This window comes from Nocardia pneumoniae NBRC 100136 (assembly GCF_000308755.1).
GTDB lineage: Bacteria > Actinomycetota > Actinomycetes > Mycobacteriales > Mycobacteriaceae > Nocardia > Nocardia pneumoniae.
Genome location: NZ_BAGF01000087.1, coordinates 67,764 through 94,314, shown reverse-complemented (window position 1 = coordinate 94,314; position 26,551 = coordinate 67,764). Strand labels below are relative to the sequence as shown.

24 protein-coding genes and 1 tRNA gene are annotated in these 26,551 nt (G+C 67.4%); 13 read left to right on the top strand and 12 right to left on the bottom strand.

Annotated features, from left to right (window positions below; genetic code table 11):
• Positions 1-354: 354 nt before the first annotated feature.
• Positions 355-1,770, bottom strand: coding sequence for a hypothetical protein (locus ON34_RS28590; protein WP_040785235.1), 1,416 nt, complete (start codon positions 1,768-1,770; stop codon positions 355-357).
• Positions 1,771-1,877: 107 nt separating this feature from the next.
• Here ON34_RS28590 and ON34_RS28585 point away from each other — a divergent pair, with 107 nt between their 5' ends.
• Positions 1,878-2,516: a class I SAM-dependent methyltransferase gene (locus ON34_RS28585; protein WP_040785232.1), complete on the top strand. Its 639-nt coding sequence runs from the start codon at positions 1,878-1,880 to the stop codon at positions 2,514-2,516.
• Here the strand turns inward: ON34_RS28585 and ON34_RS28580 are convergent, their stop codons facing one another.
• The 4 genes from ON34_RS28580 to ON34_RS33865 form a co-directional block, all read right to left on the bottom strand.
• Positions 2,517-3,284, bottom strand: coding sequence for an SDR family NAD(P)-dependent oxidoreductase (locus ON34_RS28580; protein ID WP_040785230.1), 768 nt, complete (start codon positions 3,282-3,284; stop codon positions 2,517-2,519).
• A 125-nt stretch (positions 3,285-3,409) separates the two neighbouring features.
• A complete protein-coding gene (locus ON34_RS28575; RefSeq protein ID WP_083889849.1) occupies positions 3,410-4,375 on the bottom strand; it encodes a Rossmann-fold NAD(P)-binding domain-containing protein in 966 nt (321 codons plus the stop codon).
• Complete coding sequence (locus tag ON34_RS36385; protein WP_040785225.1) at positions 4,372-5,811, bottom strand: pyridoxal phosphate-dependent aminotransferase; 1,440 nt, start codon at positions 5,809-5,811, stop codon at positions 4,372-4,374. Before ON34_RS36385 ends, ON34_RS28575 begins: the two co-directional genes overlap by 4 nt.
• Complete coding sequence (locus ON34_RS33865; protein ID WP_051023259.1) at positions 5,808-6,860, bottom strand: helix-turn-helix transcriptional regulator; 1,053 nt, start codon at positions 6,858-6,860, stop codon at positions 5,808-5,810. Before ON34_RS33865 ends, ON34_RS36385 begins: the two co-directional genes overlap by 4 nt.
• A 666-nt stretch (positions 6,861-7,526) precedes the next feature.
• Between ON34_RS33865 and ON34_RS28555 the strand changes: the two genes are divergently transcribed.
• Positions 7,527-7,859, top strand: a complete 333-nt coding sequence (locus ON34_RS28555; protein WP_040785221.1) for a hypothetical protein — start codon at positions 7,527-7,529, stop codon at positions 7,857-7,859.
• Between the two features lie 218 nt (positions 7,860-8,077).
• Positions 8,078-8,686: a hypothetical protein gene (locus ON34_RS28550; protein WP_040785219.1), complete on the top strand. Its 609-nt coding sequence runs from the start codon at positions 8,078-8,080 to the stop codon at positions 8,684-8,686.
• A gap of 457 nt (positions 8,687-9,143) precedes the next feature.
• On the opposite strand, the gene ON34_RS28545 is transcribed toward ON34_RS28550, so the two are convergent.
• The 3 genes from ON34_RS28545 to ON34_RS28535 form a co-directional block, all read right to left on the bottom strand.
• Entirely contained in the window at positions 9,144-9,746 is a 603-nt protein-coding gene (locus tag ON34_RS28545; protein ID WP_040785217.1) for a TetR/AcrR family transcriptional regulator, read from the bottom strand.
• 31 nt (positions 9,747-9,777) lie between these two features.
• Positions 9,778-11,247 (bottom strand): alpha-L-fucosidase, encoded by a 1,470-nt coding sequence (locus tag ON34_RS28540; protein WP_157172455.1) that lies wholly within the window; start codon positions 11,245-11,247, stop codon positions 9,778-9,780.
• Positions 11,248-11,734: 487 nt separating this feature from the next.
• Positions 11,735-11,817 (bottom strand) — tRNA-Leu (locus ON34_RS28535).
• 226 nt (positions 11,818-12,043) lie between these two features.
• Between ON34_RS28535 and ON34_RS28530 the strand changes: the two genes are divergently transcribed.
• The 8 genes from ON34_RS28530 to ON34_RS28495 all read left to right on the top strand — a co-directional run bounded on the left by ON34_RS28530 (position 12,044) and on the right by ON34_RS28495 (position 22,565).
• Positions 12,044-13,438, top strand: coding sequence for an FHA domain-containing protein (locus tag ON34_RS28530; RefSeq protein ID WP_040785215.1), 1,395 nt, complete (start codon positions 12,044-12,046; stop codon positions 13,436-13,438).
• 205 nt (positions 13,439-13,643) lie between these two features.
• The gene (locus ON34_RS28525) at positions 13,644-14,111 is read left to right on the top strand and encodes an FHA domain-containing protein FhaB/FipA (RefSeq protein ID WP_040785213.1); all 468 of its coding nucleotides are present in this window, start codon (positions 13,644-13,646) and stop codon (positions 14,109-14,111) included.
• Positions 14,108-15,616 carry a PP2C family protein-serine/threonine phosphatase gene (locus tag ON34_RS28520; RefSeq protein WP_040785210.1) on the top strand — a complete coding sequence of 503 codons (1,509 nt, stop codon included), beginning with the start codon at positions 14,108-14,110 and terminating at the stop codon, positions 15,614-15,616. The genes ON34_RS28525 and ON34_RS28520 overlap by 4 nt, the downstream gene beginning before the upstream one ends.
• Positions 15,616-17,100 (top strand): FtsW/RodA/SpoVE family cell cycle protein, encoded by a 1,485-nt coding sequence (locus ON34_RS28515; protein WP_040785207.1) that lies wholly within the window; start codon positions 15,616-15,618, stop codon positions 17,098-17,100. The genes ON34_RS28520 and ON34_RS28515 overlap by 1 nt, the downstream gene beginning before the upstream one ends.
• Positions 17,097-18,563 carry a peptidoglycan D,D-transpeptidase FtsI family protein gene (locus tag ON34_RS28510; RefSeq protein WP_040785205.1) on the top strand — a complete coding sequence of 489 codons (1,467 nt, stop codon included), beginning with the start codon at positions 17,097-17,099 and terminating at the stop codon, positions 18,561-18,563. Before ON34_RS28515 ends, ON34_RS28510 begins: the two co-directional genes overlap by 4 nt.
• Positions 18,564-18,600: 37 nt before the next feature.
• Complete coding sequence (locus ON34_RS28505; RefSeq protein WP_040785203.1) at positions 18,601-20,106, top strand: protein kinase domain-containing protein; 1,506 nt, start codon at positions 18,601-18,603, stop codon at positions 20,104-20,106.
• Complete coding sequence (pknB, locus tag ON34_RS28500; RefSeq protein WP_040785199.1) at positions 20,103-21,995, top strand: Stk1 family PASTA domain-containing Ser/Thr kinase; 1,893 nt, start codon at positions 20,103-20,105, stop codon at positions 21,993-21,995. The genes ON34_RS28505 and pknB overlap by 4 nt, the downstream gene beginning before the upstream one ends.
• Before the next feature lie 150 nt (positions 21,996-22,145).
• A complete protein-coding gene (locus ON34_RS28495) occupies positions 22,146-22,565 on the top strand; it encodes a CBS domain-containing protein (RefSeq protein WP_040785197.1) in 420 nt (139 codons plus the stop codon).
• Between the two features lie 205 nt (positions 22,566-22,770).
• Here the strand turns inward: ON34_RS28495 and ON34_RS28490 are convergent, their stop codons facing one another.
• Positions 22,771-23,451 carry a RibD family protein gene (locus ON34_RS28490; protein ID WP_040785195.1) on the bottom strand — a complete coding sequence of 227 codons (681 nt, stop codon included), beginning with the start codon at positions 23,449-23,451 and terminating at the stop codon, positions 22,771-22,773.
• Complete coding sequence (locus ON34_RS28485) at positions 23,448-24,092, bottom strand: aminodeoxychorismate/anthranilate synthase component II (protein WP_040785192.1); 645 nt, start codon at positions 24,090-24,092, stop codon at positions 23,448-23,450. The genes ON34_RS28490 and ON34_RS28485 overlap by 4 nt, the downstream gene beginning before the upstream one ends.
• 96 nt (positions 24,093-24,188) lie before the next feature.
• Here ON34_RS28485 and crgA point away from each other — a divergent pair, with 96 nt between their 5' ends.
• Both crgA and ON34_RS28475 read left to right on the top strand, forming a co-directional pair.
• Positions 24,189-24,452 carry a cell division protein CrgA gene (crgA, locus tag ON34_RS28480; RefSeq protein WP_040785189.1) on the top strand — a complete coding sequence of 88 codons (264 nt, stop codon included), beginning with the start codon at positions 24,189-24,191 and terminating at the stop codon, positions 24,450-24,452.
• A 136-nt stretch (positions 24,453-24,588) separates the two neighbouring features.
• A complete protein-coding gene (locus tag ON34_RS28475; protein WP_040785283.1) occupies positions 24,589-25,023 on the top strand; it encodes a PH domain-containing protein in 435 nt (144 codons plus the stop codon).
• A 60-nt stretch (positions 25,024-25,083) separates the two neighbouring features.
• On the opposite strand, the gene ON34_RS28470 is transcribed toward ON34_RS28475, so the two are convergent.
• Entirely contained in the window at positions 25,084-25,956 is an 873-nt protein-coding gene (locus tag ON34_RS28470; RefSeq protein ID WP_040785187.1) for a rhomboid family intramembrane serine protease, read from the bottom strand.
• Positions 25,957-25,960: 4 nt separating this feature from the next.
• Positions 25,961-26,488: a peptidylprolyl isomerase gene (locus tag ON34_RS28465; RefSeq protein WP_040785281.1), complete on the bottom strand. Its 528-nt coding sequence runs from the start codon at positions 26,486-26,488 to the stop codon at positions 25,961-25,963.
• Positions 26,489-26,551: the final 63 nt, after the last annotated feature.

Genomic DNA, 26,551 nt, shown 5'->3' with positions numbered 1-26,551 from the left:
CACAGCTCGGATACACGAAGACCGGTCAGTTCCCCGACAGGCTCGGTATTAACCGGCTCCGACATCGGGCCACGCCGCAGTGTCCGGTCGCCACCAGTCAGCACCTCGATCGCAACCATAAAGAGGTATGTGATCTTCGCCTCACTACCCCTTCGAGCAGCCGCAACCTCGCGAAATGGACGCCGTGACAGCGCAGTTCGAGAGATCCAAGTCACAGTCCCCGACCGCTGGATCACGGCTTCCGCGGTCCTCCGGTCAGTGGGACAACCCGCGTTAGGCCCCGGGGCGATGCCCGCATCAGACCCCGCACCATCCGTAGACCGCTGCACGCCGCCTCCTACGCCGTGGCCCGGCTCAGCCGACGCGCATGATTCCGGTAACCGTTCCTTGGAGCAGCCGCCTGTCGTGGCTGATCAGTGGTGCGGTCTGGAGCGGATCGTGGACGATGGCGCCGGGAAGCGAGTGCGAAGCGGTGACCGCACCGGTATCCGGATCCACGACCGTGAACGCGTACCCGTCAATGGCTGTCGCGTGGTCGCGGCCGACGCGAGCGATGGTGTACAGCGCGCCGTCGGCGGTGGACAGCCGCGGTACGGCCGCACTGCGAACCGTGTTCTCCCACATCGTATGACATCCGTGGTCCGCCACGTCGATCCGCGTCATGCCGCCCGTGAACGGCGCGCTCGGCGGCACTGCCGGGCCCGCGCCCTCCGGCAGCGCCGGATACGGGTAACCGTAGGTACTCGCGACGACCACCGAGCGACCGATCCCGATCGGCGAATTCTCGCTGCCCGCACCGCCTTCGATGAGGACCGGAACCCTGCACACCAATTGCCCGGTACCCGAATGGAATACCAGCGCGTGCACCTGCTCGTCGGCGTTGTCGACGATGGTCAGATAGTCGGCGCCGGTGTCCGGCCCGAAGTATGTGGGTGTCGATCCGGTGCCCCAGCTGAGCTGCCCCGGCTTACGCGCGGATCCACGGTCGTAGGCCGCTCGCCATACGATCTGCGGACCGCCGAACGCGTCGGCACGCAGTTCGTACAGCGCGTGCGTCGTCGCCACGGCGACCAGCCCGCTCGGTGCCGCCGAAATACTGTTCGCCACTTGCTCGCCGACGGGCAGCGTCAATGCCGCGACCCGCCCGGTCGCGGCGACGGACCCGACCACGCCCTGGCCGGTCGCGAACCAGACGTTGCCCGACCAGTCCGGGACCAGACCGGTCACGTTGTCCCCGGACGGGATCACCGGCCCCAGGTCAGCGGATTCCTCGCTGACCAGCCGCCACGTGCCCGTCACGTCACGCTCGTGCCGCACCCGGAGCAATCGGTTCGCCCCGTCCACGACCACCAGCCGGTCGTCGTTGTCCAAGTAGGCGTAAACCCCACCGAGCAGGCTGCCTTTGGTCAACGCCAACGCGGCGAGCGAGGCCGACATAGGCCCAGGCGCCGAAGGATCGAGTAGATACACCGTCGGCGTCTGTCCCGCGATCGCGGTACACAGCGCGACCACAAGGTTGTCCGATCCTTCCAGCAACGTCGGGCACGCGGCGGCCAGCGGAAAGGCCGCGACCGCCCTGGCGCTGCCGCCCGGCCCGGCAAGGGGGGTCGCGTCCGAAGAACCCGCGTCGCCGTGCATGGTCGCGGTACCGGCCGGTCCGAGGAAGGGATTGGGTGGCGCGAGCGGTCCCCAGTGCCCCGCCGCCGCGGCGGGCTCGGTCGGCAACAGCGCGAGTGCGCAGGCAGCGAGGATGATCAGTAGGCGGCGCATCACGGTCGTCCTTCGCTAGGCAACGCGGCATCCGAACGGACGCACGGGCGAACAGTATTCGGCTTCCGCTGCTCCGACCGGCGAGACCGGACCGATACGATGACGCCATGAACAGTGTCCGGGCTCGCCTGCTGTCCACCGTCGCGAGTCAACTGGGCAACCCGCACGGCATGCTCGGCAAGGGCGTCGCTTTTCTGCTCAACCGCGGCAACAAGAGCGCCATCGCAGGCGCGGTCGAGGCCGCCGCCGTCGCGCCCGGCGGAATCGCCGCCGACGTCGGATTCGGTGGCGGAGCAGGACTTTCGCTGCTGCTCGAGCGGGTCGGCGCCAGTGGCGTCGTGCACGGCGTCGAGATCTCCGCCGACATGCTGGCGCGCGCCCGCTCCGGTCACGCCGACGATATCGACTCCGGCCGATTGCGCCTCGCCGAGGGCTCGCTCACCGCGCTGCCGCTCGCCGACGACAGCTTGGACGCCGCGATCACGGTCAATACCGTCTACTTCGTCCCGGATCTGGCCGCTGCCTGCGCGGAACTCACCCGGGTGGTCCGACCGGGCGGTCGCCTGGTGATCGGCGTCGGCGACCCGGACGCGATGGCGAAGCTGCCGTTCACGTCCTACGGCTTCACCCTGCGCCCGGTACCGGATGTGATCGCCGCGCTGAAGCAGGCGGGTTGCACCGTCGAGCATCAGCGGCTGCCGACCCGGCCGATTCCACACCACCTTGTGATCGCGACACCCCGATAACTACATCAGCGCGCCGCCGTCGACCCGGATCTCGGTTCCCGTTATGTAGCGCCCGTCGTCCGAGGCGACCATGGCGACCACGCCGGCGATGTCCTCCGGATTGCCGAGGGCTCCTCCGTTCAGCCATCCCGTCATCCGGGAGAAGAGCTGCGGGTCGAATCCCTCGGGCTGGTCGAGGATGGACTTCGTCGTGATTCCGCTGGTGATACCGGCCGGAACGATGTTCACCGCCCGCAGCCCCTGTTTGGCGTACTCCAGGGCGATGGCGTGGGTGAAGGAGTTCACGCCGCCCTTGGACGCCGCGTAGGACGCGAGGTAGGGAGCCGCGCTGAAGGCCGCGGTCGAGGAGATGTTGACCACTACGCCGTGTCCGGTGTCCAGCAGCGCGGGCAACGCGGCCTGGGTCATCAGGAAGGTTCCGGTGAGATTCACCGTGATGACCTGGTTCCACACCTCGAGCGGCATCTCATGGGTGCGGGCGGGCCGCAGGATGCCCGCCGCGTTCACCAGCACGTCCAGGCCGCCGAGGAACTCGAGGGCCTGTTCGGTGGCAGCGCGCACGGACTCGGGATCGGCGATGTTCACCTCGACCGTTCGCAAGCGCGCGGCGCCGTCACCCGCCTTCTCCGCGGTGGCCGTCAGGCCGGTCGCGTCGATGTCGGCGGCTACCAGCTGGGCGCCCTCGTCGAGCAGCCGCAGGGCGATGCCCTGGCCGATGCCGGATCCCGCTCCCGTCACCATCACGCGGCGACCGTCAAATCTGCGCATGCCAAAAATTAGAACACGTTCTCATTGATCGTCAAGGTACTTCCACCGCATCGTCGACGCGCACGCCCGCACCGGCGGCATCCGCCGCATGGCGGGACCCGGGGTCGATACCGAAAGCCAGACGCTCAGCGCTGTCCTTGTGCGATCCGCAGGATCATGGCCGCCGCCGCCGCGCCGTAAGCGTGACTGGCCGCCGTCGGGCGGGCGGTGGGGTAATTCGAGCGATGCGTGACGAGGACGCCGTTCGGCAGGGTGACGGTGGTGTCCGGCACCGTGGCGACACAGTTGCCGCCCGCCTTGGCGACGAGATCCACGATCACCGTGCCCGGAGCGAGTAGGTCCAAGGACGCTTGCCGGAGCAGGCGCGGCGCGGGGGATCCGCGATGCACGGCGGTGCAGATGATGAGGTCGGGCGGTGTCATGGCGAGCAGGTCGAGCAGCGCCGCGTTGTCGTCCTGGTTCGGCACGAAGCGCCCGGCTCCCGCACCCAGAGCGGCGGTCTCCTGTTCGAGTCGGTTGCCGACAGCGCTCGGCTTCTCGTCGCCGAACGTGCGCGCCGCGGCGATCGCGGCGAGTCCGGCCATCCCGCAACCCAGCACGAGGGGGCGGACCGGACGCGACCGCAGCTGTGGAGAAAGCAGCTGTCTGCCTTCGGCGTAGCCCACCGCGCCCGCGATCCGGCTCATGGTGGACAGCGCATCGATCTCGGTCGTCGTGTCGTCGCGCGGCACCAGGTCGAACGCGACCGATTCGACGCCGCGCCCGCGCAACCGGTCGATTTCGTCGCGGCGGTAGTGCGGATCTTGGAAACCGACCAGGGTCGTCCCGGCCCGCAACGGCATCGATGCCAGCTCGAAGGCCGGCGGCTTCACCCAGGCCACGATGCCTGCGCGCTCGAATACGGTCGCGCGATCCGCGACGACGAGCGCCCCGGACGCACGATAGGCGGAGTCGGCGAAACCGGCGCCGCTCCCCGCGCCCTTCTCCACGACAACCTGGAGTCCCGCCGTCGAAAGCTCCCGCACATCTTGCGGAGTGAGCGCGACGCGGGATTCCCGGGGAGCCGTCTCGCGAAGTACCCCCACGATCACCGTGGGGTCCTCGCTTCCGCCACGAGGGCAGTGAGACCACGAGCGGCGAGCGCATCGCGATAGGTCTGTCCATCGATGATGTCGCGGAGCAATTGCTCGAGGCGGTCGAAAAGTTCGTCGATCAATGCGGGTGACTCCTGCCGTGGCGCTTTACGGGGCGCAAGGACATTCAGGCGCACACCGGGTCGCAGCGAGCCGGTCCGGTCCAGCGCCACGCTGTCGACCCCCGCGACCGCGAGCAGCATGTCCTCCACCTGCGCGCTGGTCTGCATGCCAGCCGCGTCGAGCAGCGCCCGATCGAACACGAGCGAAAGGAACATGCCTTCCTGGCTGCCCAGTGGTCGCAGCAGGTCGGCGCCGAGCCGAGCGTTGATCGCGGTGACGCGCCCGGCGGCCTTCTCGATTTGCGAGCGCATGAGCGCGTGGTTGCGGTCGAAGTAATCCTCGGAGGTGTGCTCGAGGATCGCGCGGACCAGGTGGGTGGTCTCGCGCTGGAAGGAGATGGTGAGCCGTTCCCTGATCCGCTCCAGCCACGCGGTGTCGCCGGTGCACGCCGCACCCAGCTTGCACGGACCGAAGGCGTTGTAGCCCTTGGAGTTTCCCGTGATGGTCAGGACGACGTCGTACAGCCGCCGAATGCCCTGGTCGGTCTCGACGTGTAACGCCGCGAGCGGGATGTGCGAGGCCACCAGCCGGTCGAAGGCCATATCGCAGATGACCGGAACACCGCAGTCGAGCAGGACCCGCCCGATCTCCGCCAGTTCGGCCGCGGTGTAGTCGGCGACCACGGGGTTACCCGGCAAGGTGAGCAGGACGCCGCACAGCTCGCCGGTCGCGCGCAGTTCGTCCAGGCAGCGGGCGAGCCGCAGCGGGTCGATCTTGAACTCGTCGTCCGGGGAAACCGGGCAGGACACGATCCGCAGCCCGAATTTCTCGACGTGAATGCTGGAGCTCTTGTAGAAGCCCTCCGGACACACGATGACGCCGCCCGGCTCGGCCAGCGTGGCGATCGCTTCCTCGAGCAGCATCGTGCTCGAGTACGGACACACGATCACCTCCTCCGCGCGTACCCGCACACCGGGGACGCCGTCCACCGGATGCGACAGCCGCGCGAAGAGCCTGCGCGCGGCCGACTCGCGCAGGCTCAGTGGCTGCCGCTTGTCATACAACCGTCCGTCGAGATAGTCCGCGGGCGGAGCGACATGCAGCAGCTCCCGCCACGCGCGGTCCAGCGCGGCGATGGCCCGCGCGTCCGGCGCACGGCCGGTTTCGCCGTGGTAGGCGTCGATGATCCCCGAGTAGCGGCGGCCGCCGGTCCCCGCGAACCACGCATCCGGCGGCAACTGCCCGCGCACTTCCCGTTTCCTGGCCTCGGAGCGGTTGGTCAGGGTCGCGAGATCGGCGAGCGGATCGGTGAGCACCGGGCTCCGCGTCACGGCACCTCGCCTTCTACCGAAGATTCTCCTGGTGCGGGCATCGTGTTCCACCTCTCCTGAAGCGCGGCGCGGAACAGGCTGCGGCAATTGCCCTCGGTCAGACGCTCGAACTCCGCCAATGGCGGCTCCGCGACGATCTGGTCGACCACGATGGCCGACCCGGCGCGCCTGAGATCGTAGAGTTTCTCGAAGCGCCGCACGGCGAACGCGACGTCGTGTTTGAGCACGGAAAAGCGGGTCGCGACCCGCGCCTGGCGGGAATAGTCGTATTCGCCCACCGCCACATAGCGGTCGTCGACCACGAGCATGCTTTGCGCGTTGCGCGCGTAATCCCGCTTGACCAGCACGCTCTCCACCCCGGAGCGAGCCTGCTTCCACAGCTTGTCCTCGTAGGGCCAGACGTCGGAAATGGTGTCCAGCACGTACATTCGCCGCACGTCGATCTTCGGCGGGTGGGTCTTGTCGGCCAGGCGCAGGATCGCCGCGTGGTAGTCGTCGCCGACGTCGCCGCCGATCGTGCCCAGATCCGCCGTGTGGATGGCGCGGACCGACGCGGTGGCCTGCTCCAGGATCGTCAGCCAGTCGCTGACGGTGTTCCACTCCCAGACCGTGGCGCTGCGCGAGGGGATCTGCGCGAGGATCTCCTCTGCGCGTTCCAATTGCCGGTCGGCGATCAGGCGCAGCGGCTCGATCTCCTCCCGAGCGCCGGAGGCGTCGATCAGACTCTGTGCGATACCCAGTGCGCGCTCGACCAACTCGGGGTCCTTGCCGAGCAGGACGTTGAACCGCATGCGCAGGTCGTAGTATGCGCTGCTGGTGGGATCGGTGGCGGGAGCGGCGCTGCCGTCGGTCGGCAATTCCGCCCCGAGAGCAAGACTCAAACGTTCGCGCAGCGCGAGCGGCGGAATCCGGGTGCCGTTCTCGATCTGCTGGATGAGACTGCGCGAGCAACCCGCCCTCGTCGCGAGTGCCGCCTGGGTGTATCCGCGTTCTAGTCGAAGCCTGCGGACCAGGTTGCCGACTTGCTCGTCCGAGCCCGAGTCAGCCATCCCTTGCCTCCCATCCCGAGTCTTGCATACCCATGCTCACAGAGTGTCACGGTGCGACATTCTAATCATGATGTGGCAAGGGGCATCGGATGAATCGCGACCGGCGCCGTATCGTTGCCGACGAGATGCTCGATCGCACTGCGACTTCCCCACAACCGTGCGACGCAGCGTTGCCGCATCGGCACAGAAATACGCTTCGCAGTACTCCGTCCGCGCTCGAGAAGGGCGGTATCGGGCTGAATCTGACACATTTGATCAAATGTCATGCAATTTCAAGCTTGTTTGCTTATTCAATATCATCACGATGCGCTAAAGCTTAGTTGACATCCTCACGTGGCGTTCCTTAGCCTTATCCTCGAAGCCACCGCAAATCGACGTCTGCACAACGGTTATCGCGTGCCGAGTCCCGGTGGCCCGATAACTCGAGGAGGTGCCCGACACGGATACCTCGATATGGCGCGGCCCAGCCAGTGCAAGCAACAACTGTGGCATCGCCCGCCCGGCTGGCCTTCCCGGCAACGCGCCGATCTTCTGAACCCACTCGGACACAAAGCAATCAGGCACGGACGGATCCACCGCGTTCGGGCCGTGACCGAGCACGGTCACCGCGTCCTCAGCCCCACCGCGGTTCCGCGTCATCCCGAGCACAGTGAATGAGAGCGGAGCATGGCACTCGATATCACCGATTCCATCATCACCAGCGACATCACCCCGGAAAACGCACGGCTGCTGCCCATTCCCCCCGGCGAAGCCTGGGAGCTCAGCTGGTTGCCCACCGTCGCCCTGACCCGTGAACAAGCCGTGAACGGGATGGCGCTCGACGAGCTGCTCAGTGACCCCGGCACCGCCGACAACGACCTCGCGCTCGAAGTGGCCGCCCTCCGCGCCGCCGAGCTCGGCATCAGCCTGCGCGACGTGCTGCTGCGGCTGTACCTCCGCATCGCGGAACGCGATCAGGACAGCGCCCGCCAGCCGCACACCCCCATACCGGCGGCCTGAGACCGGGCCGGGGAACGGAGCGGCCGTCGCCGGATCGCGACATCGCCGCTTGCACCGTTCGACGCGCGAACGACCTGCTACTTGCGTGCGGCATGCGGGGAGCGAACGATTGATTGTGCGTCGGCCGCGGTCGCGGGCCGTGCGGCGTCACGCCTTCGGTGGACCACGACGCGCCGGCCCCGCGACACCGCGGAGATCACTCCGCATGAGGAGGATCGATGTTCATCCAAGTCATTCAAGGCAAAGCCGCGGACCCCGCTCGCCTGCGTCAGCGCATGGACAAGTGGACCGAGGAACTACAACCCGGAGCCGTCGGCTACCTCGGCATGACCAGCGGACTGTGCGACGACGGAACGTTCGTCGCGCTGGTCCGATTCGAATCCGAGGAAGCGGCGCGCCGCAACAGCGAACGGCCCGAACAAGGCGCCTGGTGGGCCGAGACCCAGAAATGTTTCGACGGACCGGTGACCTTCCTGGACTGCTCCAACGTGACCCAGTGGATGGGTGGCGGCTCCGACCGAGCCGGATTCGTGCAGGTCATGGAGGGCCACACCCCCGACGCGGGTCGACTGCGCGAACTGCTCGAGCAGACCGGCGACCGTGTGCACGAATTGCGCCCGGAGATCATCGGCGGCACCCTCGGGACCTGCGGCACCGACGGGTTCGTCGAGGCGGTGTACTTCACCTCCGAAGCCGAAGCCCGCGAGCACGAGAAGATGCAGATTCCCGACGATCTGAGGTCGCTGTTCGAAGAGGAACGCAGCCTCATGGGTGACGTGACCTACCTGGATCTGCACGAGCCGAAGTTGGTGTCGGCGCAGAAGTAGGCCCGCGGGCGCCGAGCGAGGCGAACCAGCCATTCTCGCCCTGTTCCCAGTGGCGGGAGGCCTTATGCCGTGCCACCGGCGATCTGGTTGAACAGAACGTCTCCCCCTCTGCCCGCCGCCGAGGGGCGGAGCCTTCGCGGAAACGGGCCACACCCCGGCGCCAGCGCCTGATCCAACATCGCCGGTTGGCCGGCGGGCCGCCGGACGACCGGGCGGTGGAACTCGCCCACTACGTCAACAGCGCGCTCCGCAGCCTACAGTCGGCGAGCGGCTTCCGGCCTACTGTCGTTCTGCTACTGGTGGGAGGCGGGGCGGTGGTATCGCGGGCAGTCGCCTTCCGCACATGACTGCGCTGCGGCGGTGCCCGGCGTGTGGACCCGCGACACCGCGATGAAGATCGTGGCCGACGTGGTCGCCGGCCGCCAGGGCGAGGACGCGATCGCCGAAGGTCCGCACATCACGCAGTGATGGCGCGCAGGACGAACGTCTCCAGTTCGTCCGCTGCCGCCGCCAGATCGAAATCGGGCTCGGCGAGCCATTGACCGACGAGACCGTCGATCGCCCCTCCGATCACAACAGCGGTGGTCTTGACGTCGAAGTCGCGCAGCTGACCGGCTGCCTGCCCCGCGGCCAGCAGCTCTGCCAACGCTCGCCACCGAGCCGAGTCCGCCCGGACGGTCTGGTGCCCGGCCAGCTCCGCGATGGCGAGGGCGTCGGTGATCGCACGCACATGGGCTGGATTGGCGGTCAAATGGCCGATCATGGCCCGGATGTAGGCGCGGACCGCGTCGGCCGGCGTGTCCGCCGCGTCGACGGCGCTCTCCACCTGCTCGACCAAGCCTCCGATGACCCGGTCCAGCACCTCGTCGAGAAGCTCGTCCTTGTTCTTGAAGTGGTACAGCACCGCGGCCTTCGAGACGCCCGCCTTCTCGGCGATCCGCGACAGCGAGGTACGAGCATGCCCGACTTCGGCGATCAGCTCGATCGCGCTGTCGATGATCTGCCCCCGGCGGGCGCCTTGGACGGACGCCTCCGCAGTGCCCTTCAAGCCTTTCTCCATCACTTCGTCCTACCGTTCCGCACCACGATCGTCAGGACAGCGGAATGGCCACCGCCGGAGAATAGATCGAGTCCAGATCACGGGAGAATCCGAGCACGGCGTCGCCGCCCTGCCTACCCACTGTCACCGGACTCCCGTCGGCCAGCAATGTGCCCGCCGAACCCGGCAGCGCGAGTCCCTTCACGACGACCTCCCGTCCCCGGGGGTATCCGATGACCACCACGTTGACGGCACCGCCGCCGCTCGTGGTCCGGACCGGCAGCCCGTCGACCGTCTCGCCCTGTGGTTCGTCGTACGGGTGGGTGCCGTAGATCGCCGAACCGTTGACACGAAGCCAGTCACCGAAGGCGGTGAGTCGGCTGAGCTGCGCCGCTGGGATGACGCCCGCCCCGCCGCTCGGGCCGACATTGAGCAGGAGGTTGCCGTTCTTGGCGACGGTGTCGGCGAAAGCCGGGAAGAGCTCCTGCTCGAAGGACGCGTGATCCACCTCGGTCTCGTTCCGGTTGAAACCGAACGAATTGCCGATACCTCGGGTCGCCTCCCACTTCCTCGTCTGCGTCGTGTCGAAGCGGGCGTACTCGCGGGTGGTGAAGTCGGAATGCGGCAGGACCGGCGGCGGCGCGCTGTGCAAGAAATCCTGCTTCGCCTTGATCAGCTGTTTCATCAGCAGGTCGAAACCGGCACGGGCGAGCTTGGAGCGCATCACCTTCCTGCCCCACGTGGCCGTCTGCCAGCGGTCGTTGACGACACCGTCCGGCACGGTGTTGTAGTAGTCGGCGAACAACGAGAACAACTGCTTCTGCCCGGTCGGCCAAGAAATGTCGTTCCACAAGATGTCCGGCTGGTAACGGGTGATGAGCTCCCGTACCTGCGCGTCGGCATATCGGGGATAGCCGCTGGCGTGTGGCGTGTAGATGTAGTCCCCGAGGGTCTTCACCACTTTCGTTTGGAAGGTCCAGTCGATCCCTCCCGAGTAGTAGACACCGAACCGCATCCCACGCTTGCGGACCGCCGCAGCGAGTTCACCGACCAGGTCGCGCTCGGTGAACCAGTCGGAGCGATGCGGATTGCGTACCTTTGTCGGCCACAGCGCGAACCCGTCATGGTGCTTGGTAACCATCACGATGTACCGCGCACCGGCCCGGTGGAACGTCTCGGCCCACTCCTCCGCGCTCCACTGCTTCAGCCCTTCCTCGAACAGGGCCTTGAATCCCTCGTACGGCAAGTCTCCGAAATGCCGCCTGTGATAGTCCGCTGTCGGTCCCCCGGGGTCCCTCATCATGTTCATGTACTGCTCGGCATACGGATTCCTGGTCATCGCATGGCCATAGTCGTCGCGGAGCGCGTCGGCATAGCTGCCTCTCGGCGCGAATCCCGGCACCGAGAAAAGCCCCCAATGAACGAATATCCCGAACTTGGCGTCCCCGAACCAGGTCGGCGCCGAGCGGGCGGCCAGTGATTCCAGCGAAGCCTCGTACCGTCCGTCCCCGACCCACTCCATGGTGTCCTCTCGTCGCGCTCCGATGCCGACGAGATTATCTGACCGATCGGTCAGCCGCACGGCCTAGGTGTGTCCAGCGATGACGAACACGACCGCAACCGCCGCCTCGAGAACCCACTTCGGTTCCCATGTCACGGAAATGCCGACAACGCGCGCTGACGACACCGGACAGATAACGACTCGCCGCCGAAACCAGGGATAGAAGAGATGTGTGCCGCCGTTCGACACAAAACGCCACCTGACTCAGAGGCGGAAGTCCCCCCATGAGACTCCGCCCACATCATTCAGCCCAACGCAACCGTCCCCACCCCAAACGCAACCGTCCCCACCCCAAACGCAACCGTCCCCACCCAACGCAACCCGCAACGAAGGGGGGTCCGGGGGGCGAAGCCCCTCCGGGCGGGGCGTGGGGGTTGCACCCCCACAAAACACGACGAAACGAGAAAGGCCCATGCTCTCCATGAGCATGGGCCTCCCACGAGTGAAGTGGGCGAAGGGGGACTTGAACCCCCACGTCCCGAAGGACACTGGCACCTGAAGCCAGCGCGTCTGCCATTCCGCCACTCGCCCGAGCGACTGGGAGACAGTATCACGCTCCGGCGCCGGATACGAAATCGCCATTTCAGAGGCCTGACAGGGGCTCTGGACGGGCCTGGGAACCCAGGGCGGTCGCCAAGAGTTACAGGTGTGGACGATCGTGGATATCATGCAATGAACGTGGTCGATAAGCGACACGCCATACACGCGTGTCGTTGTTACGAATCAGGAAAGAGACGCTCACCGAAGGGAGGCCGAGATGGGCATCGTTTCGCGGTTCGAGCGTCGCCTGCAAGGCGCCGTCGGTGATGTCTTCGCCAGAGTGTTCGGCGGCAGTGTCGTGCCCCAGGAGGTGGAGGCGGCGCTGCAACGCGAGGCCGCCGACCATGTCCAGGATCTCGGCGGCGGGCATCTGCTGGCGCCCAACAGCTATGTGATCACGATCAACTCCTCGGATCATCAACAACTGGACGCCGACCACGACCTCACCACACGCGCGTTCGCCAAACATCTACAGGACTACATCCGCGAGCAAGGCTGGCAGACCTACGGCGAAGTACACGTGGCGTTCGAGGCATCACCTACGCTGCACACCGGACAGTTCAGGGCAAGTGGCCGCGTCGATCCCGATGTCGGCCGCAGAGCCAGCGCGGCTCGCCGCCCCGAATCACCGCCACAACGACCTGCAAACCCGCAACCAGGAGCTGGCCCCATGACGCAGAACTCAGGCTACGACCCGAGCCGTGAGCCCGCGGAGTCCGATCCACGCAACCGCGGGTACGCTCCACCGCCTGCTGGTCGCGGCGGTCCGCAGAACGGCGCGTACCGCGATGACTACGGCCGCGGTGGCGCGTACGGGGCGGATTACCAGGCCCCGGACGCGCAGCAGGGTTACAGCGACTACCAGAACGGCTACGACTACCAGCAAGGCGGCCAGGGTTACGGCCAGCAGGGCTACGCCGACTCCGGCTACGGCCAGCAAGGCTATGGCGACCGCGGTTACGGCCAGCAGGGCTACGCCGACTCGGGCTACGGCCAGCAGGGGTATGGGGAATCCGGCTACGGCCAGCAAGGCTATGGCGAATCCGGCTACGGCCAACAGGGCTACGCGGACCCGGGCTACGGCCAACAGGGCTACGCCGAATCCGGCTACGGCCAGCAAAGCCCGGGCTACGGCCAGCCCGGATACGGTCAGCCGGGCTACAACGACCCCGCCTACGGCGATCAGAACTACCCTGACCAGGGCGGCTACGGCCAGGATGACCAGGGCGGCTACGGCCAGGCCTACTCGCAGCAGCCAGGGTATGGCGCGCCGCAGGGCTACGGCGGCGGCCAGGGCTACGGCGCAGCGCCGCAGGCCGCTTCCGGCTACTCGGCCACCCTGCAACTGGACGACGGCAGCGGCCGGACTTACCAGCTGCGGGAAGGCAGCAACATCATCGGCCGCGGCCAGGACGCGCACTTCCGCCTGCCCGACACGGGCGTCTCGCGCAGGCACATCGAGGTGCGCTGGGACGGCCAGACCGCGATGTTGTCCGATCTCGGTTCCACCAACGGCACCTTGGTCAACGGTTCTCCCGTGCAGGATTGGCAGCTCGCCGACGGCGATGTCATCCGTGCCGGGCACTCCGAGATCCTGATCCGCATCGTCTGATCCCGTAAGCTCGCGGTGCAGGTCACGAGATGGCTCTCGAGGGATTCGTCGGTCGTATCGTGATCGAAATCGACCGACGGCCCTATGATGCTGCCAACACACGCGCGGCGCCGATACCGGGGCCGGCAAGACCAGCAGGCTGGTGGGGGTGGTCGAACCGCACCTACGGCACCGACGTACACGGTCGAACAGGAGGTGGAGCGCCGTGCAGGGACTGATCCTGCAACTGACCCGTGCGGGGTTCCTTCTGCTGTTGTGGTTGTTCGTGTGGGCTGTGCTGCGCACGTTGCGCAGCGACATCTACGCGGCATCCGGCATTCGGATCCAGCCCAGGGGCGCACGTGGCTCCGCGGTGCTGCCGTCTTTCAGCCGGGGCCAGAAGGGCGCCAAATTTCTTGTGGTGACGCAGGGTTCACTCGCCGGCACCCGCATCTCGCTCGGCACCCAACCGGTGCTGATCGGACGTGCGGACGATTCCACGCTGGTACTCACCGATGACTACGCCTCGACCAGACATGCGCGACTGTCTCCGCGTGGTGACGACTGGTACGTGGAAGACCTCGGCTCGACGAACGGCACGTACCTCGATCGCGCGAAAGTCACCACCGCCGTCCGAGTTCCGCTCGGCACTCCGGTCCGGGTCGGCAAAACAGTGATCGAGCTGCGATCGTGACACTTGTTCTCCGCTACGCAGCGCGCAGCGACCGCGGTCTCGTCCGAGGCAACAACGAAGACTCCGTGTACGCGGGCGCACGACTGCTCGCACTCGCCGACGGCATGGGCGGCCATGCCGCGGGAGAAGTCGCCTCCCAGTTGATGATCGCGGCGCTGGCCCACCTCGACGACGACGAACCGGGCGACGATCTGCTCGGCAAGCTCGACGCGGCGACCCGCGAGGGCAATGCCGCCATCGCCGATCAGGTCGAGGAAGAGCCCGAGCTCGACGGCATGGGCACCACGCTCACCGCGATCCTGTTCGCGGGCAAGAAACTGGGCCTCGTGCACATCGGTGACTCGCGCGCGTATCTGCTGCGCGGCGGCGAGCTCACCCAGATCACCCGGGACGACACGTTCGTCCAGTCGCTGGTGGACGAGGGCAGGATCACCCCCGAGCAGGCGCACACGCATCCGCAGCGGTCGCTGATCATGCGCGCGCTCACCGGAAACGAGATCGAGCCCACGCTGATCATGCGTGAGTCGCGCGCCGGGGACCGGTACCTGCTGTGTTCCGACGGGCTGTCGGACGTGGTCAGCGACGAGACCATCGCGAACACGATGCGCGAGGGCACCACCGACGAATGCGCCGATCGGCTCATCGAGCTCGCGCTGCGCAGCGGCGGTCCCGACAATGTGACCGTCGTCGTGGCCGACGTCATCGATCTGGACTACGGCCAGAGCCACCCGATCGTGGCGGGCGCCGCGTCCGGCGTCGACGACGACACGCCTCCCCCGAACACGGCCGCGGGCCGTGCCTCCGCACTGCGTCCGCCGCGTGCGGCGCCGCGCCGGGCCGCCACAGCACCGGAGCCCCCCGCAAAGAAGTCGCATCGGCTGCGGTGGATCGTGCTGGCGGTGGCGCTGGTCGTCGCCGTCTGCGTCGGGCTCCTGGTCGGCTACAAGATGATCCGCAGCAACTACTACGTCGGCGCCGACGACGGTTCGGTGGTTATCCTGCGCGGGCTGCCCGGATCGATCCTCGGCTACTCCATCCACGACGTGAACCTGGTCGGCTGTGTCACCCGCAACGGGGAACTCACCCTGACCGAGCCGGGTGCGGACGTGCCGTCTTCGTGCAAGCCGCTGAAGGTCAGCGATCTGAAGCAGACCGGCCGCGATCAGGTGGACAAGGGGCTGCCGCCCGGTTCGCTGGACAAGGCCAGGGACTCGATGACCTATCTCGCCCAGCGCGAACTGCTGCCGCCGTGTCCGGTCAAGGAATCGGCGCCGCAACCAGGTGTGGTCCCGACCACCGAGCCCGCGCCCAACGGCGCTCCTCCAGCCCCGGCATCGCCCGCTCCTGCTCCTGCTCCTGCTCCTGCCCCTGCTCCGGCGCCGGAGCAGGGTGACGCACGCGGCACCGAGATCAAGACACCGACGAAGTCGGAGGCTCCCGCCCCGCCGTCGACCACGTCGCAGACCCCCCAGATCACGGGGGAGAACTGTCGGGTGACGGACTGATGTCCGCACCGTCACCGCCGTCGGCTGGAGCCTTTCCCAGTCCCCCGGGCGGCTTCGCTCCCGCGCCACCGCCGAGCACCAGACGAAATGTCGAACTGTTGCTGCTCGCCGCGGCGGCGGTGATCACGACCGTGTCCTTGTTCCTGGTCGAAGCCAGTCAGGAACAGTCGATCACCGTGGATATCGCCAAGTACGGTCTGGCGTATCTGGCGTTGTTCGGGGTCGCGCACCTGGCGGTGCGGCGGTTCGCTCCGTTCGCCGACCCGCTGTTGCTGCCGATCGTCGCGCTGCTCAACGGACTCGGCCTCGTGCTGATCCATCGGCTCGACCTGGCCGACCAGCAGACCGCCGTCTACAACTCGTGGGCGCTTCCCTCCCCCGACGCCAATCAGCAGATTCTGTGGACCGCGCTGGGCACGCTGGTGTTCATCACCCTGCTGATCGCCCTGAGGGACTACCGCACGCTCGCCGGCTACAGCTACACCCTCGGGCTGATCGGCCTTGTCGCACTGGCCATTCCGGCCATCCTGCCCAGCAAGTTCTCCGAGACCAATGGCGCGAAGATCTGGATCCGGCTGCCCGGGTTCAGCGTCCAGCCGGGTGAGTTCGCGAAGATCCTGCTGATCATCTTCTTCGCCTCGGTGCTGGTCGCCAAGCGCGAGCTGTTCACCACGGCGGGGCGGCACGTGCTCGGTATGGAGTTCCCGCGCGGCCGCGATCTCGGCCCCATCCTGGCGGTCTGGATCGTGTGCATCGGCGTGCTGGTGTTCGAGAAGGATCTCGGTACCTCGCTGCTGATCTTCAGCACCGTGCTGGTGATGCTGTACATCGCCACCGAACGGGTCGGCTGGCTGGTCATCGGCGGCGGTCTGCTCGCGCTGGGCTTCTTCTTCGCCTACCAGCTGTTCGGCCACGTCCGGGTCCGGGTGGAGACCTGGCTGCACCCGTTCGACGACTACAACAACACCGGCTACCAGATCTCGCAGTCGCTGTTCGGGCTGGCCACGGGCGGTCTCGCGGGCACCGGCCTCGGCAGCGGCAGACCCAATCAGGTGCCTTTCGCCAAGACCGACTTCATCATCACCACGATCGGCGAGGAGCTCGGTCTGATCGGGCTGTCCGCGGTGCTGGTGCTGTTCCTGGTGTTCGTGGTGCGTGGACTGCGCACGGCGCTGGCCGTGCGCGACAGCTTCGGCAAGCTGCTCGCGGCCGGACTGTCGTTCACCATCGCCATCCAGCTGTTCGTCGTCGTCGGCGGGGTCACCAAACTGATTCCGCTGACCGGTCTGACCACGCCGTTCATGTCCTACGGCGGCTCTTCGCTGCTGGCCAACTACGCCTTGCTGGCTTTGCTGATCAAGATCTCCGACGCCGCCCGCGCGCCCGCGCCGGTGCGCAAGAAGGAACCGGCGCCGATCGCCGACGCGCAGACCGAGTTTCTGCGCCGCGACGCGGGACGACCGGAAGCGGGGGCCGCGCTGTGAACACTCCACTACGCCGAGTCGCGGTCGCGGTGATGGTGATGGTCGTCGCACTGCTGGCGAACGTCACCTACGTTCAGGTCATCAAGGCCGACGATCTGCGCTCCGACCCGCGCAACTCGCGGGTGCTGCTGGATGAGTACTCCCGCCAGCGCGGGCAGATCTCGGCCAGCGGCACCGTGCTGGCCAGCTCGGTCGCGACCGACGACCGGTACAAGTACCTGCGCACCTATCCGACCGATCCGCAGGCCTACGCCCCGGCCACCGGCTTCTACTCCATGCAGTACGGCAGCACCGGGCTGGAGCGTGCCGAGGACTCGGTGCTGAACGGCTCCGACAACAAGCTCTTCGGCAGCCGCCTGGTCGACCTGGTCTCCGGCCGGGATCCGCGCGGCGGCAACGTGCTCACCACGCTCAATCCGGTGATGCAGCAGGTCGCCTACGAACAGATGACCAGCAAGGGCTACACCGGCTCGGTGGTGGCCATCGAGCCGAGCACGGGCAAGATTCTCACCATGGTGTCCACGCCGAGCTACGACCCGAACCTGTTGTCCGGGCACGACGGCGCGCGCGGCACCCAGGCGTGGGAAAAGCTGAGTGCGGATCCGCGCCATCCGATGTTGAATCGCGCTATCTCACAGACATACCCGCCCGGATCCACGTTCAAAGTGATCGTCACCGCCGCCGCGCTGTCCAATGGCGCGGCGACCCCTGACGACCAGTTCACCGCGGCGCCGAACATCACGCTGCCCGGCACCACCACCACGCTGGAGAACTACAACGGCTCCACCTGCGGCCCCAACCCGACCGCCACGCTCTTCGAGGCGTTCCGGCGGTCGTGCAACACCGCATTCGCCGAACTCGGCGTCAAGGTCGGCGCGGCGAACCTGAAGGACGAGGCCGCCGCGTTCGGCGTCGGACCGCACCGTGGCATCCCGATGCCGGTGGCGGAGAGCACCGTCGGCACGATTCCCGACGACGCCGCGCTGGCCCAGAGCAGCATCGGGCAGCGGGATGTCGCCCTGACCCCGTTGCAGAACGCGGTCGTCGCGGCGACCATCGCCAACGGCGGCGTCCGGATGGAGCCCTACCTGGTCGATCAGCTGCAAGGCCCCGATCTGAGCGAGCTGTCCAAGACCAAACCGGTCTCCGTCGGACAAGCGGTCAGCGCGGAGGTAGCGTCGACCCTGACCAACCTGATGATCGCGTCGGAGAGCAACACCGCCGGAGGTGGCCAGTCCCGCTATCAGATCGCGTCCAAGACCGGCACCGCGGAGCACGGAACCAACCCGCGCAGCACGCCGCCGCACGCTTGGTACATCGCGTTCGCCCCCGCGCAGAACCCGAAGATCGCCATCGCGGTGATCGTGGAGAACGGCGGGGACCGGGCGCTGGCCGCGACCGGCGGCTCGGTGGCCGCGCCGGTGGCTCGCGCGGTCCTGGACGCGGGTCTTCGAGGGGGCTGAACGATATGGATGTGCGAGTGAAGGTACGGGGACCTCGATGCTGAACAACGGTGCGATGATCGCCGACCGGTACCGGCTGCAGCGACTGATCGCGACCGGCGGCATGGGCCAGGTCTGGGAAGCCCTGGACACCAGGCTCGACCGCCGGGTCGCGGTCAAGGTGCTGAAGTCGGAGTTCTCGGCCGACCCCACCTTCCGGCATCGGTTCCGCACCGAGGCGAAGACGACCGCCCAGTTGAATCACCCGGGTATCGCCGGGATCTTCGACTACGGCGAGACCCTCGACCCGCAGGGCGGCGAGACCGCCTACCTGGTCATGGAGCTGGTCCAAGGCGAGCCGCTGAACACTGTGCTGAACCGGCTCGGCAGGCTGTCGGTGGCGCAGGGCCTGGACATGCTGGAGCAGACCGGACGCGCACTGGACGTGGCGCACCGCGCCGGCGTGGTGCACCGCGACGTGAAACCGGGCAACATCCTGGTCACGCCGACCGGTCAGGTGAAGATCACCGACTTCGGCATCGCCAAGGCGGTGGACGCGTCGCCGGTGACGAAGACCGGCATGGTGATGGGCACCGCTCAGTACATCGCGCCGGAGCAGGCGGTCGGCGAGGACGCCACCGCGGCCAGCGACGTGTATGCGCTCGGCGTGGTCGGCTACGAGGCGCTCGCCGGGCAGCGGCCGTTCACCGGTGACGGCGCGATCACCGTGGCGATGAAGCATGTCCGCGAGGCCCCGCCGCCGATGCCCGCCGATCTGCCCGGCAACGTGCGCGAGCTGATCGAGATCACGATGGAGAAGGACCCCGCGCGTCGCTACGCCCGCGGTGGCGAGTTCGCCGACGCGGTCGCCGCGGTGCGGGCCGGGCGTCGTCCACCGCCGCCGAGCGGAGCCCATCCTGGCGCGCCGCTGACCGGAGCCACCCGGGTGCTGCCGCCCGGCCCCACGACGGTGATCCCGTCGGCACCAAGCGATTTCGACGGCGCGACGGTGCGCTACTCGACGCCCGCGGCGGGGGCGGTCGGCGGGGCGACTCGCGCCGGGGCGGTCGCGGCTCCGGCGACGGTGTTGAGCCGCAGCGCCGACGGCAGCCAGCCCGACGGCAAACGGCCGACCTCGACGCAGAAGTGGTTGGCCGGGCTCGGCCTCGGCGCCCTGCTGCTCGGCGCGATCACGACTTACCTGCTGTTCGGCGGCGATACCAACCCCGATTCGACGCCGTCGCCGACCTCGACGGTCGCGCCGAATCCGAAGCCGATCCCGCCTGTGGTCACCACCACGCCCAAACCCGCGCCTCCGCCGGTGATCACGACCATTCCGGAGCCGATCACCACCGAGCCGACAACCACGACCCCGGAGCCGACGACGACCACGCCGACCACCACCACGGCACCGAGCACGACGAAGCCGACGACGACCACGCCGACCACCACCACCCTGCCGCGCGTTCCGACGATCCAAATACCCTTCCCCGGGATTCCCGGCGCCCAAGGCCCCACGGCCTCCCGCAGCGGATCCGCGACTTCTCCGCAAGGACAACCATGACGACCCCGAAGAATCTCTCGTCTCGCTATGAGCTGGGCGAGATCATCGGGTTCGGCGGCATGTCCGAAGTGCACAAAGCGCGCGACATCCGGCTGAGCCGGGACGTGGCCATCAAGGTGCTGCGAGCCGACTTGGCGCGCGACCCGACGTTCTACCTCCGGTTCAAGCGGGAGGCGCAGAACGCCGCCGCGCTCAATCACCCGGCCATCGTCGCGGTCTACGACACCGGTGAGGCCGAGGTGGACGGCGGTCCGCTGCCGTACATCGTGATGGAGTACGTGGACGGCGAGACGCTGCGCGACATCGTGCGCGGCAAGGGCCCGCTGCCGCCGCGGCGTGCCATGGAGATCATCGCGGATGTCTGCGCCGCATTGGATTTCAGCCACAAGGCCGGAATCGTGCACCGCGACATGAAGCCCGCGAATATCATGATCAACCGTTCCGGCGCGGTGAAGGTGATGGACTTCGGTATCGCCCGGGCGATCGCCGACAGCTCGAACCCGATGACGCAGACCGCGGCCGTGATCGGCACCGCGCAGTATCTGTCGCCGGAGCAGGCTCGCGGCGAGACGGTGGACGCCCGGTCGGATGTCTACTCCGTCGGCTGTGTGCTGTTCGAGATACTCACCGGCGAGCCGCCTTTCACCGGCGACTCGCCGATTGCCGTCGCCTATCAGCATGTGCGGGAGGATCCGCGGCTGCCCTCGCATGTGCTCCCCGGCGTTCCCCGTGAGCTGGACTCGGTCGTGCTCAAGGCGATGAGCAAGAACCCGGCCAACCGCTACCAGTCCGCGGCCGAGATGCGCGCCGATCTGATCCGGGTGCTCGGCGGCCAGAAGCCCAGCGCCCCGATGGTGATGACCGACGAGGATCGCAGCACCTTCATGGGCTCGGACGAGCCCGCGCCGCGCGGTTACCGCACCATCGACCGCGACGACGACACCGCCGAGCAGGAGTCGGCCGACCCGGACGGCCAGCGCCGCACCGCCTATATCGCGCTCGGCGCCGCCGCGGCGATCGCCGTGGTGATCGCGCTGTTCTGGGTGTTGATCGGCCCGGGTAGCCGACCGGACCAGGTCGCGGTTCCCGACCTGGCCAACAAGTCCGCCCAGCAGGCGCAGGACGCGCTGCAGAAGCTCGGATTCACGGTGGCGATCCAGCAGAAGCCCGACGGCAAGGTCGCCACGGGCAATGTGATCGCCACGCAGCCGCTCGGCGGCTCCAGGATCGACGAGGGAAGCACCGTCACGGTCCAGGTGTCCAGTGGACCCGCGCAGGTTCAGGTGCCGCGGCTGGACGGTCTGACTCAGCAGGACGCCGAGCAGAAGCTCAACTCCATCGGGCTCCAGATGGACCCGAATGTCGAGCGCAAGCCCTCCAGCATCCAGGACACCGACAAGGTGATCGGCACCGAGCCCGCGGCGGGCTCGCGGGTCGACGCGGGTCGCCCCATCGTGGTCGTCATCGGTGGCGGCCCCGAGAAGGTCCGGGTGCCGAATGTGATCGGCCAGTCGATCGAGGTCGCGCAGCCGAATATCGAGGGAGCCAATTTCAAGGTTCAGATCCAGGAAGTCGCCTCGTCGCAGCCGAAGGGCGAGGTGGTCGGCACCAAGCCCGCTGGTGGTTCGTCGGCCGACAAGGGATCGACCGTGGTCCTCCAGGTATCCACCGGCGACCAGATCAGCATGCCCGAGATCCGGGGTCTGACACCCGCGCAGGCGGTGGAACGGCTGCGGCAGAGCGGCTGGACCGGCAGTCTCGCGCAGATCAGTCAGACCACTGTGTTCGATCCGGGCAATGTCGGCCGCATCGTGGCTCAGCAACCGTCGGCGGGGTCGTCGGTCGGCAAGAACGCCACCATTTCGATCACGACCGGGGCGATCGCCTGAGTCTCGCGATCGTCCGCGCCGCTTCCGGCGCGGACGGTCTGGCGCAGGTGTCTTCATCGGTATCGAGAAAACGAGACCATCCGGTGTGGATTGCGGGAGAATAGGACTGCTTCATCCTAATCAGCGCAGCTGACCACAAGGAGGTAGCTCATGACCACTGCCAGGGACATCATGAAGCCCGGCGCACAGTGGATTTCCAAGGAAGAGACCGTCGAAAGGGCCGCCAGGCTCATGGACGAAATCGGCGTAGGGTCCCTGGTCATCGCGGACGAGAACGAACGGATGTGCGGCATCGTCACCGACCGCGACATCGTCGTGAAGTGCATCGCCCAGGGCAAGTCGCCGTCGAGCACGCGAGTCGAAGAACTGTGCGAAGCGACGCCGCGGTGGGTCGATGCCGACGCCGACATCGAGGTCGTTCTCGACGAGATGGAAAGCAACCGGGTCAAGCGCATGCCGGTGATCGAGAACAAGCGGCTGGTCGGCATGATCAGCGAGGCCGATCTGGCGAGGCACCTGGACGACAACCAACTCGGCGAGTTCGTCACCGCCGTCTACGGACGTCCCTAGGTTCGGCGAGTAATCCAGGCGGTGTCCTCGCGACACCGCCCGCAGAAGGTCGGCTACTTCGACGGCGGCTGTCGTAGCGTCCCGCACACCGATCACGAGATCTCGCCTGGCGATGACAACTCGAGGGATCTCCCAGCCCGGATCGGTTGGTACACGGCAGCCGCGTCGAAGTGGTACACCTTCGCCGTCGAAAGATGCCCCCTCCTCAGACCGAATGCGCCTTCGGTAGATAGCGCAGCACGGCGACATCGCCGACCCGGGTTACCTCCGCGAGCCGCATCCTCCGATGTGGCGCGCCGGGATACCGCGCGTCGCCGAGGAAGCGAGGCGCCACGGCATCGCCGACCAGGATGGGCGCGACGGCGACGTGCAGTTCGTCGGCCAGGTCGGCGGCGAGGAAAGCGGTGTGGACCCGGGTGCCGCCCTCCACCATGAGCCGGGTGACGCCGCGACGGCCCAGGTCGTCCAGCAACACGCCGAAATCGAAGCCCGCGCCGAGACTGGCGACTTCCGCGAGTCCGGCCAACCGATCGGCGAGTCTCGCCGCGCCCGCATCGGTGGTGTAGACGAGCTTGCCGCCGCCGTGCTGCCAGAACCGCAGACCGGGGTCCAAGTCGCCGCTCGCCGACACTGTCACCTTGAGCGGATACTCCGGTTTGCCCGCGGCGACGCGCGCCGCTCTGCGATCCGCACTGTCGACCAGTAGCCGCGGGTTGTCTCTGCGCAGGGTCTGCGCGCCGACCAGGATGGCATCGGAGTCCGCGCGGATCTCGTCGACGCGATCGAAATCCGCCGCGTCGGACAGACGCAGCCGCTCGGGACTCGCGTCGTCGATGTACCCGTCGATGCTCACCGCGACCGACAACAGCACATACGGACGGGTCACTGCAGCACCAGCGCGGCGACCTCCGCTTCCAGCGCCTGCACCAGGGCCTCGGCGGGACGCTCCCCGCACACGCCGAGCCAGTTCGCCAGCATGCGGTGGCCGCCCTGGGTCAGCACCGATTCGGGATGGAACTGCACGCCGTGGATGGGCAGCGTGTGATGACGCATCGCCATCACGATCCCGTTCTCGGTGCGTCCGAGCACCTCGATCTCCTCCGGGAGGGTGTCCTCCAGCACGGTGAGCGAGTGGTACCGCGTAGCGGTGAACGGATCGGGCAGACCGGCGAGCACACCGGCGCCGATGTGGAACACCTCGCTCGTCTTGCCGTGCAGCAGCTCCGGAGCCCTGGTGACGGTGGCGCCGAACGCCTCGCCGATGGCCTGGTGGCCCAGGCATACGCCGAGCAGTGGAACGCCGTGCTCGGCGCAGGCGCACACCAGCGGGATGCTGGCGCCCGCACGGTCCGGGGTGCCGGGGCCGGGACTGATCAGGATGCCGTCGAAGTCGCGCACCACCGCGTCTACGTCGGCCAGGTTCGGATCGTCGTTGCGCCAGACGACGGCATCGGCACCCAGCTGACCGAGGTATTGCACCAGGTTGAAGACGAAGCTGTCGTAATTGTCGACGACCAGAACACGCATGGCATCGAGATTACGTCCCCGCCCGGCACCACGTCGCACCCATTACCTGTTGGGATAGCCTATGAGCACGACCTGCACGCCGAATACGAGGACGTCATGCCCAAGTCGAAGGTCCGTAAGAAGACCGACTACACGATCAACCCCGCCAGCCGGACCCCGGTGAAGGTGAAGGCCGGGCCGTCTCCGGTCTGGTATGTCGCCATCATGCTCGGTTTCATGCTCGCCGGGCTGATCTGGCTGCTCGTCTACTACCTGGCGGCCGAACAGATCAACTGGATGAAAGACCTCAACGCCTGGAACTTCCTGATCGGCTTCGGCCTGATGGTGGTGGGCTTGATCATGACCATGCGCTGGCGCTGACCACACCAGCACCGTGCGGATTACAGACGTGTCATTCATGCACATCTGTGGATGAGCCTGTGGACAACTCGAGGAGCGATTGGGGATTGCCTTGACCCCGGAGCCGCAGGATTCCGGCGCGCGCGACGAGCCGCGCATGGCGTGGACCACCCCGACCGCCGCGCTGGTGGCGGTCACCGTGGGCGGCGTCGCCTTGGCCGTGGCCGCCGTTTTCAGCACCGATGCGCCCAGTCGCCTGCTCGTCGGCTTGGCGGCCGTCGGCCTGCTCGCGCTGGCCGGGCTCGGATTCCGGCAGCGACCACGCCTTTCCGTGCGGTCCGGCGCACAGCCGCGTCTGGTCGTGCGCACACTGACCGGGCCGGACGAATACACCCCTGAGCAGATCATCCGGGCCCGCGTGGTCGGTTACCGACGCCTCGGTCGCAAGACGCCCATGCTGGAACTCGACGTCGAACGGGACGGCGCGGAGCGACTGCTGATCTTCGGCCGCTGGGATCTCGGCGTCAATCCCGAGATCGTGTACCACGAGATCGTCGACGCATTGCGCCTCTCCGAGGACAAGACCCGCTGATCCCGGGCCGGCGCGACACGACACGCCGGTCGCGATGTTTCACGTGAAGCGAATTCTGTGTCAGGCTGCCAGCGCGACCGCGCTGACGCCCGTCGCCACCACTGCCGCGACCGCGACAACCGCCACGGACACCCAGCCGACCAGCCGCGCGGTCTCCTGGGACTTCACCCGCAACCAGCCGGGCAGGAACAGGATGCCGAGCGTTGCGAGCGTGCCCGCCGCCAGACCGCCGAGATGTCCCCAGAGCGAGATGCCGGGCAGCGACAAACTGATGAATACGTTGATGCCGATGATGATGAGCATCTGATTGGGACTCTGGCGCAAGCGGATCAGGATGACGGTGATGGCGCCGAACAGGCCGTACACCGCACCGGACGCGCCCGCTGTGAGACTGTTCTGGGCGAACAGCATCACCCCGGCCGAACCGCCCAGCAGCGAGACCAGGTATACCGCCAGATAGCGCAGTCGCCCGAGCACCAGCTCGGTGTCCCGGCCCACCACGTACAGCGCGAACATATTGACCAGCAGATGGATCGGACCGTAGTGCAGGAACCCGGAGCCGAGCACCCGCCACCACTGGCCGTCCGCGACCGCGGGGGCGAACAGCACCCAGTCCACGAACAACGCCGAGCCGCGCTGGTTGTCCATCAGGCTCTTGGCCTGGGCCGCGGTGATCGCGTAGATCACCACGTTGATCGCGATCAGCGCGTAGGTCACCGCGGGCGCCGACAACCGGGCCGCCGGTGCGCCCGAGACCGTCCGCACCGGCGGAGCGCTTCGCTGATCCTGACGCAGACAGTCGACACAATGCTGGCCGACCGCCGCGGGACGCAGGCACTCCGCGCAGGAGGGCCGACCGCACCGCGTACAGGCCAGGCCGGTCGGGCGATTCGGGTGGCGGACGCAGGTCGGTGCGGGCGGCTGAGGATTCATAGTCTCAATCGATCGTGATCTTGGTGATGACGACGGGCTCCAGCGGGCGGTTGTCGCGATCGGTCTTGGTGGCGGCGATCGAGTCGACGACCTTCCGTGACTCGGGATCCACGACCTCGCCGAAGATCGTGTGCTTGCGGTTCAGATGAAGTTGCGGGCGGACGGTGATGAAGAACTGTGACCCGTTGGTGCCCGGCCCCGCGTTGGCCATGGCCAGCAGATAACCGCGGTCGAAGCGCAGTTCCGGGTGGAACTCGTCACCGAACTCGTAGCCGGGGCCACCGCGGCCGGTACCGGTCGGATCGCCACCCTGGATCATGAAACCGGCGATGACCCGGTGGAACAGGGCGCCGTCATAGAACGGGCCGGAGCTGCCCCCGCTGGCGTTCGCTGTGGTGTACGGCGCCGAACCGTCGGCGAGACCGACGAAATTGCGGACCGTCTTGGGAGCGTGGTTACCGAAAAGCGAAATCTTGATATCGCCGTGATTCGTGTGCAGCGTCGCCACGGATGTCTGGTTCGGTGAGGTCACGCCGCCCATCGTGCCACGGTTGCCGACGACTCCGCGGAACTGGGCCGAGCCCCGCGGTGAGCT

Excerpts from the sequence above, each read along its gene's own strand:
- ON34_RS28555 (WP_040785221.1), top strand. The coding sequence starts at position 7,527 with ATGGCACTCGATATCACCGATTCCATCATCACCAGCGACATCACCCCG.
- ON34_RS28495 (WP_040785197.1), top strand. The coding sequence starts at position 22,146 with ATGACCACTGCCAGGGACATCATGAAGCCCGGCGCACAGTGGATTTCC.
- ON34_RS28590 (WP_040785235.1), bottom strand. The coding sequence starts at position 1,770 with ATGCGCCGCCTACTGATCATCCTCGCTGCCTGCGCACTCGCGCTGTTG.
- ON34_RS28470 (WP_040785187.1), bottom strand. The coding sequence starts at position 25,956 with ATGAATCCTCAGCCGCCCGCACCGACCTGCGTCCGCCACCCGAATCGC.
- ON34_RS28585 (WP_040785232.1), top strand. The coding sequence starts at position 1,878 with ATGAACAGTGTCCGGGCTCGCCTGCTGTCCACCGTCGCGAGTCAACTG.
- ON34_RS33865 (WP_051023259.1), bottom strand. The coding sequence starts at position 6,860 with ATGGCTGACTCGGGCTCGGACGAGCAAGTCGGCAACCTGGTCCGCAGG.
- ON34_RS28545 (WP_040785217.1), bottom strand. The coding sequence starts at position 9,746 with ATGGAGAAAGGCTTGAAGGGCACTGCGGAGGCGTCCGTCCAAGGCGCC.
- ON34_RS28550 (WP_040785219.1), top strand. The coding sequence starts at position 8,078 with ATGTTCATCCAAGTCATTCAAGGCAAAGCCGCGGACCCCGCTCGCCTG.
- ON34_RS28515 (WP_040785207.1), top strand. The coding sequence starts at position 15,616 with ATGTCCGCACCGTCACCGCCGTCGGCTGGAGCCTTTCCCAGTCCCCCG.
- ON34_RS28530 (WP_040785215.1), top strand. The coding sequence starts at position 12,044 with ATGGGCATCGTTTCGCGGTTCGAGCGTCGCCTGCAAGGCGCCGTCGGT.
- ON34_RS28485 (WP_040785192.1), bottom strand. The coding sequence starts at position 24,092 with ATGCGTGTTCTGGTCGTCGACAATTACGACAGCTTCGTCTTCAACCTG.
- ON34_RS28580 (WP_040785230.1), bottom strand. The coding sequence starts at position 3,284 with ATGCGCAGATTTGACGGTCGCCGCGTGATGGTGACGGGAGCGGGATCC.
- ON34_RS28540 (WP_157172455.1), bottom strand. The coding sequence starts at position 11,247 with ATGGAGTGGGTCGGGGACGGACGGTACGAGGCTTCGCTGGAATCACTG.
- ON34_RS28475 (WP_040785283.1), top strand. The coding sequence starts at position 24,589 with ATGGCGTGGACCACCCCGACCGCCGCGCTGGTGGCGGTCACCGTGGGC.
- crgA (WP_040785189.1), top strand. The coding sequence starts at position 24,189 with ATGCCCAAGTCGAAGGTCCGTAAGAAGACCGACTACACGATCAACCCC.
- ON34_RS28505 (WP_040785203.1), top strand. The coding sequence starts at position 18,601 with ATGCTGAACAACGGTGCGATGATCGCCGACCGGTACCGGCTGCAGCGA.
- pknB (WP_040785199.1), top strand. The coding sequence starts at position 20,103 with ATGACGACCCCGAAGAATCTCTCGTCTCGCTATGAGCTGGGCGAGATC.